Genomic DNA, 12,238 nt, shown 5'->3' with positions numbered 1-12,238 from the left:
AGTAGGTTCGGGGCATGCATGCGATGACGATTCCCGTACCCGGCGGCCCCGAGGCACTGGTGTGGGCCGAGGTGCCCGACCCGGTGCCCGGCGAGGGCGAGGTCCTGGTCGAGGTGGCGGCCACCGCCGTCAACCGTGCCGATCTGCTCCAGCGGCAGGGCTCCTACAACCCGCCGCCCGGCGCCTCGCCCTACCCGGGGCTGGAGTGCGCCGGGCGGATCGTCGCGCTCGGGCCGGGCGTGGCCGGCTGGGCGGTCGGTGACGAGGTGTGCGCCCTGCTGGCCGGCGGCGGCTACGCGCAGCGGGTCGCGGTGCCGAGCGGGCAGCTGCTGCCGCTGCCGAAGGGGATGGGCCCGGAGCAGGCCGCGGCGCTGCCGGAGGTGGCCTCCACGGTGTGGTCCAACGTCTTCCTCACCGCCCACCTGCGGCCGGGCGAGACGGTGCTGCTGCACGGCGGCGCGAGCGGGATCGGGACGATGGGGATCCAGCTGGCCAAGGCGGTCGGCGCGCGGGTCGCGGTGACGGCGGGCAGCGCGGAGAAGCTGGCCCGGTGCACCGAGCTGGGCGCGGACATCGCGATCAACTACCGCGAGCAGGACTTCGTCGAGGCGCTCCGGGAGGCCACCGACGGGGCCGGCGCGGACGTGATCCTGGACATCATGGGCGCCAGGTACCTGCAGCGGAACGTGGACGCGCTGGCGGTCAACGGGCGGCTGGTGATCATCGGGCTGCAGGGCGGGGTGAAGGGCGAGCTCGACCTCAACGCGCTGCTGCGCAAGCGGGCCGCGGTGATCGCCACCAACCTGCGCGGTCGGCCACTGGCGGAGAAGGCGGCGATCGTGGCGGCGGTGCGGGAGCACGTGTGGCCGCTGGTCGAGTTCGGGGTGGTGAAGCCGGTGGTGGACCGGGTGCTGCCGCTGACCGCCGCCGCCGAGGCGCACCGGGTGCTGGAGGCGGGGGAGCAGGTCGGGAAGGTCGTGCTGACGGCCTGAGCGGCGCCGCGCAGGGGCTCGAAATGCCGTGATTGTCGGATTGTGTGAGGCTGGTCCGGAGCTGTCCTGCCGCCGACCCCGCCCCCGGGCGCGGTCGGCCGTCGGAAGGACTCGACCGTGGCCGCATCTCCGCACGACGTCCTCGGGCCCCTGCCCGCCGCGCCGCACCACCGTCGTAGCCGCCGTTCCCAGCGGCTGCTCGCGGCGGCCGTGCTGGGACTGACGCTCCCGCTCGCCGCCGCGACCGCGGCGCCGGCGGACCCGTCGCCGGCGGACCCGTCGCCGAGCGCCTCGGCGCCGGCGGCGGACTCCCCGGCTCCCGGTTCCGACGAGCGGACCTCCCAGCCCGAGGCCATCGCCCCGTCGCCCAACGCGGCGCCGCCGCGGCGCTCCGTGCCCAACCGGCTGCGCCCGGACCTCACCGAACTGTGGACGCACCACCACCACCGCCGCCCGGCCTCGGCGCCGGAGCGCCCGGACACGGCCGTGCGCCGGGTGCCGGACCAGTGGCCCGGTTGGGCGCCCGACCAGGCCCCCGACCAGGCACCCGACCAAGCGCCGGACCAGGCCCAGGACCAGGCCGTCGAGCAGCCGCCCGAGCAGGCCCAGGACCAGGCCGTCGAGCAGCCGCCCGAGCAGGCCCAGGACCAGGGTGTCCCGGCCGACCAGCCGGACCCGGGCGCGGACTCGGACTCGGACTCGGGCGCGCCGGACGCATCGGCTCCCGCCGCCGTCCAGGGCACCGGCACCGTCACGACGGCCTCCGGCCAACCCGTGGCAGTTGCGGCCGTCCCGGCCGTCCTGCCCGCCCGCTGGCAGGACCCGTCCACCCTCCAGCTGCCGCTGGGCGTGGGTCTGGGGCTGATCGGCTGCGGCCTGGGTCTGATCGGCCTGCGGCTGCGGAAGGGCTGAGCCCCGGCGACGGGCGCACCCGGTGGCGCGCGCTGTGGAGATCCGGTGGGAGTTCCGGGGCGGGGCGAGCCGGGTTCGGCGTGGGTTCTGCGATGCCGTGCGCGCGGCGCGGCGTCGGCCAGACGGTCGGGGCGGCCCGGGAACTGAGTACCCGTACGGATTCCCGGGCGGGCCGCGGAGGCGTACCGTCGTCCCGGGTGGCGCAGGCCGGCGGGACGAACGGGGGCTTCCGCCCGACCAACCCCAGTGAGAGAGAATGTTGTTCATGACGAATCCGATGAACGAGCGCTCGTCGCAGGAGCCCTTCCGGGCCGCCGGCGGGCAGTCGCAGGACGGCCAGAAGGTGCTGATCGTCGGACCGGACGGGCTGCCCGTGGGCCAGGGGTTCGCCGGGGCAACGATGGAGGGGGACGACGAGGCGGACGTGCCCCGCGAGCTCCCGGTGACCGAGATGGTCGAGCAGCCCGCCAAGGTCATGCGCATCGGCAGCATGATCAAGCAGCTGCTGGAGGAGGTGCGGGCGGCGCCCCTCGACGAGGCCAGCCGGGCCCGGCTGAAGGACATCCACGCCAGTTCGATCAAGGAGCTGGAGCTCGGGCTGGCCCCGGAGCTGGTCGCCGAGCTGGAGCGGCTCTCGCTGCCCTTCACCGAGGACAGCATCCCGACCGAGGCCGAGCTGCGGATCGCCCAGGCCCAGCTGGTGGGTTGGCTGGAGGGCCTGTTCCACGGCATCCAGACCGCCCTGTTCGCCCAGCAGATGGCCGCGCGGGCGCAGCTGGAGCAGATGCGGCGCGCGCTGCCGCCCGGTTTGCACGGCGGCGAGCCGGACGAGGAGGAGCCGGGCCAGGGCCGCGGCATCCGGTCCGGCCCGTACCTGTAAGCCGCCCGGCCCTGTAGGCCCCCGGCCCGCCACCGGGGCCGGACGTACCACGACGATCCGCCCCGGACCGCACCGCCGCAGGACGGCGCCGACGGTCCGGGGCCAGGATCGGCCCTGGACCGATCACCGTCGGCGGAAGCCGATACCCTGACCCCTGTCGCTGGCCGGTCGACCCGCCGCGACAGGGGATCGCCGGGCCAGCGGGCCGGGCCCACCACGTACGGACGAGACCGACGTCACGGTCGCGGCAGCACCACCGCGCCGAGGGGGAGCAGAGGACCATGAGCGAGCACGGCAACGCGGTCGAGGGCTTCTCCCTGGGCAACGGCCGCTATGTGCTGCAGCGGCTGCTGGGCGAGGGCGGCATGGCCTCCGTGCACCTCGCGTACGACAGCGTGCTGGACCGGCAGGTCGCGCTGAAGAGCATGCACAGCGAGCTGGGCCGGGACGACTCGTTCAAGGAGCGGTTCCGCCGCGAGGCCCAGGCCGTGGCCCGGCTGGAGCACCCGAACATCGTCACGGTGTACGACAGCGGCGAGGACATCGCCCCGGACGGCTCCAGCACGCCGTACATCGTCATGCAGCTGATCGACGGCAAGGGCCTGCGCGAGACGATCAACGAGGCGGTCGCCCAGCACGGGGCGGTGCCGACCGAGGACGCCCTGAAGGTCACCGTCGGCGTGCTGAACGCACTGGAGGCCTCGCACGACATGGGCCTGGTGCACCGCGACATCAAGCCCGGCAACGTCATGTTCGACCGCAAGGGCAACGTCAAGGTCATGGACTTCGGCATCGCCCGGGCGCTGGAATCCGGCGTCACCTCGATGACCCAGACCGGCATGGTGGTCGGCACCCCGCAGTACCTCTCGCCCGAGCAGGCGCTCGGCAAGCCGGTGGACGCCCGCTCCGACCTGTACTCGGTCGGCGTGATGCTCTTCGAGATGCTCACCGGCCAGCTGGTCTTCGACGGCGACTCGGCCTTCTCGATCGCCTACAAGCACGTCCAGGAGGAGCCGCCGGCGCCCTCGAGCCTCAACCGCTCGGTCACCCCGGCCGTGGACGCCTACGTGGCGCAGGCGCTGCGCAAGGACCCGGCGCACCGCTTCCAGAGCGCGGCCGCGATGCGGGACGAGGCGGAGCGGCTGATCGCGGAGCTGAAGGGCGGCGGCGGGCACGCGCTGCAGGCCAGCTCCCCGCTGGTGATCAGGGAGGGGCCGCTCTCGGCGCACGCCGCGCCGCAGACCCCGCATCCGTTCCAGGCGCAGCCGCCGCAGTACCAGACCCCGCCGCCCGCCTACCAGACGCCGCACCCGCAGACTCCGCACCCGTTCCCGCAGCAGCCCCAGTACCAGACCCCGCCGCCCGCCTACCAGACCCCGCGTCCGCAGGCCCAGCACACGCCGCAGCCGCAGTTCCTCCAGCAAGGGGGGCAGCGGCCGCCGATGCACACCCCGCGCCCGCAGCCGATGCCGCCGTACCAGCAGCCGAAGCCCAACAGCGGCGGCTGCTCCACGGCCTTCGTGGTGATCGCGATCATCGTGGGCGTGCTGGTGCTGGCGGGCATCATCATCGCGATCGTGGTCAACAAGGCGAAGGACTCCACCAGCAGCACCAAGTTCCACTCCGAGCGGCCGGCCGCGGTCGTGGTGGTGGACCCGCAGGCCGACCGGAACGGTCCGCTCTGACGGTTTCCCGCCGCTCCGCGCGTGTCACGCCTGCGCGCCGGAAGCGGTAGCGTTCGGGGATACGTAAGCGACAGGGCACCGCGATCCGAGCGAACGCCCGGGGCGAGGAGCGATGGCACAGACGCAGCAGCCGGACGACGAGGCGGGTGCCCGAGCGGTCGGACGGACCGGCGGCACGCCGAGGATCCCCGAGCCGGGCAGCGAAGCCGCGACCTCCGCGCTGCCGCCGTTCGGCGGGGCCGGCGGACCGCACACGCCGGGCCGCGGGGTGCCGCTGGGCACGGTCGGTGACGGCCGCTACCGGCTGACCCACCGGCTCGGCCGCGGCGGCATGGCCGAGGTCTTCGCCGCCGAGGACGTGCGGCTGGGCCGCACCGTCGCGGTCAAGCTGCTGCGCGGCGAACTGGCGCAGGACGACGTCGCCCGGCTGCGCTTCACGCGCGAGGCGCACGCCGTCGCGGCGCTGAACCACCACGCGATCGTCGCGGTCTACGACACCGGCGAGGAGTACGTCGGGGACGAGTCCACGCCGTACATCGTGATGGAGCTGGTCGAGGGCCGGACCGTCCGCGAGCTGCTGGTGGACGAGGAGGCGCCGCCGGTCGACCAGGCGCTGATCATCATCGCCGGGGTGCTGGAGGCGCTGGCCTACAGCCACCGGAACGGCATCGTGCACCGCGACATCAAGCCCGCCAACGTGAGCATCACCACCACCGGCGCGGTCAAGGTGATGGACTTCGGCATCGCCCGGGCGCTGACCGGCGGGGCCACCACGATGACCCAGACCGGCATGGTCATGGGCACCCCGCAGTACCTGTCGCCCGAGCAGGCGCTCGGCAAGCCGGTCGACCACCGCTCCGACCTGTACGCGGCCGGCTGCATGCTCTACGAGCTGCTCACGCTGCGCCCGCCGTTCACCGGCGACACCCCGCTCTCGGTGGTCTACCAGCACGTCCAGGACCCGCCGGTGCCGCCCTCGCAGGTCAACAGCCGGGTGCCGGTCGGCCTGGACCCGCTGGTGCTGCGCTCGCTCGCCAAGAACCCGGACGACCGCTTCCAGGACGCCGACGAGTTCCGCGCCCACCTGCAGCACGCGCTGCGCGAGATGCACGGCGCGGCCGGCGCCGGCTGGGTCGGCGCCGGGACCGGGATGCCCGGCGACACCGGGGCCACCCAGGTGCTCCGGCCGGACCAGACGGCGGCCACCCAGGCCTTCGGCGCGGTCGTCGGCGCCGGTGACCAGACCTCGGTGCTGCCGTACTCGGCGGGCGGCCAGCACAGCCCCTCGCCCTACCAGGGGGCCGGCGGCGGTTACGGCGGTGGCGGCGAGGACGACCACAGCGGGGACGGCGGCCGGCGGCGCGGGCCGTGGGGCTGGGTGGCCGGCGGGATCGCCGTGCTGGTCGCGGCCGGGGCCGGGATCGCCTTCGCGCTCAGCGACGGTGGCGGCACCACGAACCGCATCACGCCCCCGACGCCCGCCCCGGTGGTCAGCAGCACCGAGACGACCACGCCGACCCAGAACAACGGGCAGCTGACCCAGCCGCCGTCCTCGGCAGCCGGTAGCCGGCGGCCGCCGCAGCCGACCGACAACGGGTCGTACGGGTGGAGCGGGGGCGGTGGCGGCAACAACGTGTCGCCGTCGCCGAGTCCGGGCCGGGGGCACACCGCCAGCCCGACGCCGACGCCGACCGCCACCCACACCGCGACGGCAACCGGCGAGGCGAGCTCGTCGCCGTCCGCACCGGCGGGCGACGGCGGCAGCTCGTCCACCCCGAAGCCGGCGACACCCTCGAAGCCGGCCGGTGGCGCCGGAGGCGCGGGCGGGGCGACGCTGCCCGCCAGCGGCTGACCGGTCAGTTGGCGAAGGCGTCCAGGACCTGCTCGTACTCCTGGCACCACCACGCCAACTGGCCCGCCGAGGCGGGGTAGAGCGGGTCGGCCCGGTGGTCGGCCCGCTGGTAGCGCCACTGCAGCATCCAGAAGTCGTTCAGCCGCTCCCACCAGACCCGGTGGACGGCCGCGGCCAGGTGCTCGGCGGTGGCGGCACCGGAGGCCCGGTAGGCCTGTGAGTAGCGGCGGACCCGGACCAGGTCGAGGGTGCCGGTGGTCCGGTCGTTGAAGAGCAGGGTGGCGGCGCGCACGGCCTCCTCGGCGCGCGGCTGCGGGCCGAGCTTGTCCCAGTCGAGCACCGCGGCGACCCGATCGCCGTCCGGGCCCCCTGCGTACAGCAGGTTGAGGCCGTGGAAGTCGCCGTGGGTCCAGCCGGTGGGCGGGGCGGCGAGCGGGTCGGGGCGGCGGTGGGCGTGTTCGGCGAGCAGTTCCAGCCGTTCCTCGAGCCGCTGTTCGACCAGGGCGTCCAGCTCGCCGTACGGGCGGTGCTCGCGGGCGCGGCGCCGCAGGTCGCGGGCGAGTTCGGCGCTGTCGAGGGGGTCGGCGCTGCGGTAGCCGGCAGGCTGTTCGAGGGGGGCGCAGACGTCGTCGAGCGCGCCGTGCAGCCGGCCGAGCAGCGCGCCGAGGGCGTCGCACCGCGACGGTCCGAGCTCCGTACCGTGTCGGTGTCGGCCATCGACCCAGGGGAACAGCGCGAACAGCCGGCCGTCCCGGCCGACCACCGTCCCGCCGCCGTCGGCGCAGCTCAGCGGGGGTGCCACGGGCAGTCCCAGGGCGTCCAGGTCGGTCATGGCGCGGTGGTGGGCGAGGATCTTCGGGCGGTTGGCGGTGGCGGCGTCGACGTAGCACTTCAGGAAGTACGCACCGGCCTCGGTGGTGACCCGGTAGCCCCGGTTGAGCAGGCCTTCGGCGACCGGTTCGGCGGTCAGCAGCCCTCCCACCCGGAAGCGGGCCAGGACCTCGGTGAGTGCGCTGCGCGGGACGGGTGGACTGAGGGTCCCCATCGGCGGGGCGGAGAGGTCGGGGCGGGCCGGGGCGCAGGCGAGGGTCTGGCTGAAAGTCACGTGCAGAGGTTATGGCCCCTTGGTGGGGGCCCTTGACAAACCGTCAGGGATGTGAAAAAGGCCCGGTCAGTACTGGTGGTCGGCCTGGTGCCGCGCCACGTACGCCGCCGCCTGGGTGCGCCGCTCCATGCCCATCTTGGCGAGCAGACTGGAGACGTAGTTCTTCACCGTCTTCTCGGCCAGGTGCAACTCGTTGCCGATCTGACGGTTGGTCATCCCCTCGCCGATCAGGTCGAGGATCCGCCGCTCCTGCTTGGTGAGCTGGGCCAGCCGTTCGTCCTCCTTCTCGCCGCCGTCGCGCAGCCGGGCGAGCACCCGGCTGGTGGCGACCGGGTCGAGCAGCGAGCGGCCGGCCGCGACGTCCCGGACGGCGGCGATCAGGTCGGTGCCGCGGATCGCCTTCAGGACGTAGCCGGAGGCGCCCGCCATGATCGAGTCGAACAGCGCTTCGTCGTCCGAGAACGAGGTCAGCATCAGGCACTTGATCTCGGGCAGCCGGGAGCGGATCTCCCGGCAGACCTCGACCCCGTTGCCGTCCGGCAGCCGGACGTCGAGCACCGCGACGTCGGGGTGGACCGCGGGGATCCGGGTGAGCGCCTCGGCGGCCGTGCCGGCCTCGCCGACGATCTCGATGTCGTCCTCGACCGAGAGCAGATCGTGCACGCCCCGTCGGACGACCTCGTGATCGTCGAGCAGGAACACCCTGATTTGTCCGTTATCAGTCACGCCCAAAGCCTCCCATATCACCGCACACGAGGCCTATCGTTCGCAGCGGCGTGAAGACGTGATCCGGCCACGGTCGCCGAAACCGATACCGAGAACCCCCTTACGTACGGGCTTCCGCCCGGATAACGTGCGCTGGTGTCCTGAAGGCGCTCGAATTGAGAGCTGCGTCACGCCGACCGTCACCCCCACCCTTCCGACGGCGAGCCGTACGCGGCACCCTCGGGGTTGTAGGCCCTGAACAAGTAGGACGTCCTAGCGCAAGCGCGCCAAGGGCGGACGCTGGGTAACGTTCTCGTGAGGGACGCCGTCGGAACAGGATCACCACCTGCCACGCAGTAGGTGCGCACACCCACGCGCGCCCCGCGAGGCGGTGACCGGACCGGTCACCGGCGACCCCGGGCGGCCGGACAGACCGAGGAGTGAACGTGACCGTCAAAAGCACGGCGAGGGCTCGCAAGAAGGCGGCCCCCGCTGTCCCTGACACCCTCCGCGCCACGGGGACGGACGCCCAGCCGGAGCTCGTACAGCTGCTCACGCCGGAAGGCGAGCGGGTCGAGCACCCGGACTACCCCCTCACCACCACGCCGGAGGAACTGCGCTCCCTCTACCGCGACCTGGTGCTGGTACGCCGGTTCGACGGCGAGGCGACCGCCCTCCAGCGCCAGGGCGAGCTGGGCCTGTGGGCCTCGCTGCTCGGCCAGGAGGCCGCCCAGGTCGGCTCCGGCCGGGCCATGCGCACCGGTGACTACGCCTTCCCGACCTACCGCGAGCACGGCGTGGCCTGGTGCCGCGACGTCGACCCGCTGAACCTGCTCGGCATGTTCCGCGGCGTGAACCACGGCGGCTGGGACCCGAACGAGAAGAACTTCCACCTCTACACCATCGTGATCGGCGCGCAGACCCTGCACGCCACCGGCTACGCGATGGGCATCACCAAGGACGGCGCCGACGACGCGGTGATCGCGTACTTCGGCGACGGCGCCTCCAGCCAGGGCGACGTCAACGAGGCCTTCACCTTCGCCTCGGTCTACAACGCCCCGGTGGTGTTCTTCTGCCAGAACAACCAGTGGGCGATCTCCGAGCCCACCACCACCCAGACCAAGATCCCGCTGTACCGCCGTGCCTCCGGCTTCGGCTTCCCGGGCGTCCGGGTCGACGGCAACGACGTGCTGGCCTGCCTCGCGGTCACCCGCTGGGCGCTCGACCACGCCCGCAGCGGCAACGGCCCGGTGCTGATCGAGGCCTTCACCTACCGGATGGGCGCGCACACCACCTCCGACGACCCGACCCGCTACCGGCTCGCCGAGGAGACCGAGGCCTGGAAGGCCAAGGACCCGATCCTGCGGCTGCGCACCCTCCTGGAGAAGGAGGGCCTGGCGGACGAGGAGTTCTTCGCCGCCGTCGACGCCGAGAGCGAGCAGCTGGGGCTGCGGGTGCGCGAGGGCGTGCGCAGCATGCCGGACCCGGACCCGACGCTGATCTTCGACCACGTGTACAGCGAGCCGCACGCGCTGGTCGATGAGGAACGGGCCGAGTACGTCGAGTACGCGGCCTCCTTCGAGGCGGGGGAGAACCACTGATGGCCGGTCAGCTGAGCATCGCCAAGGCGCTCAACGAGGCGCTGCGCAAGTCGCTCGAGAACGACCCGAAGACCCTCCTGATGGGCGAGGACATCGGCAAGCTCGGCGGCGTCTTCCGGATCACCGACGGCCTGCAGAAGGACTTCGGCGAGGACCGGGTGATCGACAGCCCGCTGGCCGAGTCCGGCATCATGGGCACCGCGATCGGCCTCGCGCTGCGCGGCTACCGCCCGGTGGTGGAGATCCAGTTCGACGGTTTCGTCTACCCGGCCTTCGACCAGATCGTCTCCCAGCTGGCCAAGATGCACGCCCGTGCGCTGGGCCACGTCAAGATGCCGGTCACCGTGCGCATCCCCTACGCGGGTGGAATCGGCGCGGTCGAGCACCACAGCGAGTCGCACGAGGCGTACTTCGCGCACACCGCCGGTCTGCGGGTGGTCACCCCGTCCAACGCGCACGACGCGCACTGGATGCTGCGCCAGGCCATCGAGTCCGATGACCCGGTCATCTTCCTGGAGCCCAAGCGGCGTTACTGGGACAAGGGCGAGGTCGGCGCCGCCGCCGACCTGGGGCTGCACGACGCCCGGATCGTCCGCCCCGGCACCGACGCGACGCTGATCGCGTACGGCCCGATGGTCAAGGTCTGCCTGGAGGCCGCCGCGGCCGCCGAGGAGGACGGCCGCCGGCTGGAGGTCGTCGACCTGCGCTCGCTCTCCCCGGTGGACTTCACCACCCTGGAGGAGTCGGTCAAGCGCACCGGTCGGGCCGTCGTGGTGCACGAGGCGCCGGTCTTCCTGGGCATGGGCGCCGAGCTGGCCGCCCGGCTCACCGAGCGGTGCTTCTACCACCTGGAGGCACCGGTCCTGCGGGTCGGCGGCTACTACGCGCCGTACCCGCCGTCCCGGGTCGAGGAGGCCTTCCTCCCCGACCTGGACCGCGTGCTCGACGCCGTCGACCGCGCGCTCGCGTACTGATCCCGGGGAGCGTAGATGACCACCGAAGTTCGCTCGCTCCGCGAGTTCAAGATGCCCGACGTGGGCGAGGGCCTCACCGAGGCCGAGATCCTCAGCTGGTACGTCAAGCCCGGTGACACCGTCACCGACGGGCAGGTCGTGTGCGAGGTGGAGACCGCCAAGGCGGCGGTGGAGCTGCCGATCCCGTTCAACGGGGTCGTCGAGCAGCTCTTCTTCCCCGAGGGCGCGACGGTCGACGTCGGCACCGTGATCATCTCGGTGGCGGTGGCCGGGGAGGCGGGGGCCGCTCCGGCCGCCGCGCCGGCGCCCGCCGCTGCCGCCGTCCCTGCCGCTCCGGCGCCGGCCGCCGAGGCCGAGCCGGAGCGCCGGGAGGTGCTGGTCGGCTACGGCCCGCGCACCGGCACCGCCCAGCGCCGGGCCCGGCGGACGACCACCACCACGGCGACGGCCACCGCGCCGAAGCCCGCTCCGGTCGCCCCGGCCCCGGTGGCTCCGGCCCCGGTCGCCCCGGTGGCCGAAGTGCCGGTCGGCGCACGGCCGTTGGCCAAGCCGCCGGTGCGCAAGCTGGCCAAGGACCTCGGCATCGACCTGCGGGTCGTCACCCCGACCGGCCCGGACGGCGTGATCACCCGCGAGGACCTGCACGCCTACGCCGCGGCCCAGGCCGCTCCGGCGGCCCCGGCCGTCGAGCCGGTCGTGGTCGAGGCGGCCGAGGCCGCCGTGGCCCCGGCGCCGGTGCTCGGCGCGGGCGACGTCCGGGTGCCGATCAAGGGCGTCCGCAAGGCGACCGCCCAGGCGATGGTGGCCTCGGCCTTCACCGCCCCGCACGTCACCGAGTTCGTCCAGGTCGACGTGACCCGCACGATGAAGTTCGTCCGCAAGCTCAAGGAGAGCGGCGAGCTGGGCCGGGACGTCCGGGTCAGCCCGCTGCTGCTGGTCGCCAAGGCGCTGCTGGTGGCGATCAAGCGCCACCCGGAGATCAACGCCCAGTGGGACGAGGCGGCCCAGGAGATCGTGGTCAAGGGCCAGGTGAACCTCGGCATCGCCGCGGCCACCCCGCGCGGCCTGATCGTCCCGAACATCAAGGACGCCGGGTCCAAGACCCTTGCCGGCCTGGCCACTTCGCTCGGCGAGCTGGTCGAGACCGCGCGCCAGGGCAAGACCTCGCCGGCCGACATGCAGGGCGGCACGGTCACCATCACCAACGTCGGCGTCTTCGGCGTCGACACCGGCACCCCGATCCTCAACCCCGGCGAGGCGGCCATCCTGGCCTTCGGCGCGGTCCGGGAGCTGCCGTGGGTGCACAAGGGCAAGGTGGTCCCGCGCCAGGTGACCACGCTCGCGCTCTCCTTCGACCACCGGCTGGTGGACGGGGAGTTGGGCTCCAAGGTGCTGGCCGACATCGCCGGTCTGCTGGAGTTCCCGAAGCGCCTGATCACCTGGGGCTGACCGTTGGGTAGCACCGGGGAAGGGGCCCCGGGCCGGCCCGGGCGTGGGGGGCGGGGGCCCGGCCGGGGGGGCCCCCCCCGGGG

Annotated in this window: 10 protein-coding genes; 8 read left to right on the top strand and 2 right to left on the bottom strand. The window is 73.5% G+C overall.

Going from position 1 to position 12,238, the window contains the following annotated elements; all coding sequences use genetic code 11:
• Positions 1–14 precede the first annotated feature (14 nt).
• From ACWCYO_RS00370 to ACWCYO_RS00350, 5 genes are all read left to right on the top strand, one after another.
• The gene (locus ACWCYO_RS00370) at positions 15–992 is read left to right on the top strand and encodes an NAD(P)H-quinone oxidoreductase (RefSeq protein ID WP_449782894.1); all 978 of its coding nucleotides are present in this window, start codon (positions 15–17) and stop codon (positions 990–992) included.
• Positions 993–1,109: 117 nt separating this feature from the next.
• Positions 1,110–1,904: a hypothetical protein gene (locus tag ACWCYO_RS00365; RefSeq protein WP_449782893.1), complete on the top strand. Its 795-nt coding sequence runs from the start codon at positions 1,110–1,112 to the stop codon at positions 1,902–1,904.
• A gap of 265 nt (positions 1,905–2,169) precedes the next feature.
• A complete protein-coding gene (locus ACWCYO_RS00360; protein WP_270145731.1) occupies positions 2,170–2,784 on the top strand; it encodes a bacterial proteasome activator family protein in 615 nt (204 codons plus the stop codon).
• A 281-nt stretch (positions 2,785–3,065) separates the two neighbouring features.
• On the top strand, positions 3,066–4,469 hold the full coding sequence (locus ACWCYO_RS00355) for a protein kinase domain-containing protein (protein ID WP_449782892.1): 1,404 nt from the start codon (positions 3,066–3,068) through the stop codon (positions 4,467–4,469).
• A 112-nt stretch (positions 4,470–4,581) separates the two neighbouring features.
• Positions 4,582–6,321, top strand: coding sequence for a protein kinase domain-containing protein (locus ACWCYO_RS00350; protein WP_449782891.1), 1,740 nt, complete (start codon positions 4,582–4,584; stop codon positions 6,319–6,321).
• 4 nt (positions 6,322–6,325) lie between these two features.
• Here ACWCYO_RS00350 and ACWCYO_RS00345 read toward each other — a convergent pair whose 3' ends face one another.
• Together ACWCYO_RS00345 and ACWCYO_RS00340 are read right to left on the bottom strand one after the other, a co-directional pair.
• Positions 6,326–7,426, bottom strand: coding sequence for a phosphotransferase enzyme family protein (locus ACWCYO_RS00345; RefSeq protein ID WP_449782890.1), 1,101 nt, complete (start codon positions 7,424–7,426; stop codon positions 6,326–6,328).
• A gap of 66 nt (positions 7,427–7,492) precedes the next feature.
• Positions 7,493–8,152, bottom strand: coding sequence for a response regulator (locus ACWCYO_RS00340; RefSeq protein ID WP_270145735.1), 660 nt, complete (start codon positions 8,150–8,152; stop codon positions 7,493–7,495).
• Between the two features lie 425 nt (positions 8,153–8,577).
• On the opposite strand from ACWCYO_RS00340, the gene pdhA reads away from it, so the two are divergent.
• Genes pdhA through ACWCYO_RS00325 form a run of 3 tightly spaced genes read left to right on the top strand, consistent with a single transcriptional unit; the run spans position 8,578 to position 12,155 of the window.
• Positions 8,578–9,732, top strand: coding sequence for a pyruvate dehydrogenase (acetyl-transferring) E1 component subunit alpha (gene pdhA / locus ACWCYO_RS00335; protein WP_405000680.1), 1,155 nt, complete (start codon positions 8,578–8,580; stop codon positions 9,730–9,732).
• Complete coding sequence (locus ACWCYO_RS00330) at positions 9,732–10,706, top strand: alpha-ketoacid dehydrogenase subunit beta (protein WP_405000681.1); 975 nt, start codon at positions 9,732–9,734, stop codon at positions 10,704–10,706. Before pdhA ends, ACWCYO_RS00330 begins: the two co-directional genes overlap by 1 nt.
• 15 nt (positions 10,707–10,721) lie before the next feature.
• Positions 10,722–12,155, top strand: coding sequence for a dihydrolipoamide acetyltransferase family protein (locus ACWCYO_RS00325; RefSeq protein WP_270145738.1), 1,434 nt, complete (start codon positions 10,722–10,724; stop codon positions 12,153–12,155).
• Positions 12,156–12,238: the final 83 nt, after the last annotated feature.

The sequence above is a fragment of the Kitasatospora sp. NPDC001683 genome (genome assembly GCF_053596495.1).
This window is presented reverse-complemented; position numbering and strand designations above follow the sequence as displayed.

Excerpts from the sequence above, each read along its gene's own strand:
- ACWCYO_RS00370 (WP_449782894.1), top strand. The coding sequence starts at position 15 with ATGCATGCGATGACGATTCCCGTACCCGGCGGCCCCGAGGCACTGGTG.
- ACWCYO_RS00360 (WP_270145731.1), top strand. The coding sequence starts at position 2,170 with ATGACGAATCCGATGAACGAGCGCTCGTCGCAGGAGCCCTTCCGGGCC.
- ACWCYO_RS00355 (WP_449782892.1), top strand. The coding sequence starts at position 3,066 with ATGAGCGAGCACGGCAACGCGGTCGAGGGCTTCTCCCTGGGCAACGGC.
- ACWCYO_RS00350 (WP_449782891.1), top strand. The coding sequence starts at position 4,582 with ATGGCACAGACGCAGCAGCCGGACGACGAGGCGGGTGCCCGAGCGGTC.
- ACWCYO_RS00330 (WP_405000681.1), top strand. The coding sequence starts at position 9,732 with ATGGCCGGTCAGCTGAGCATCGCCAAGGCGCTCAACGAGGCGCTGCGC.
- ACWCYO_RS00325 (WP_270145738.1), top strand. The coding sequence starts at position 10,722 with ATGACCACCGAAGTTCGCTCGCTCCGCGAGTTCAAGATGCCCGACGTG.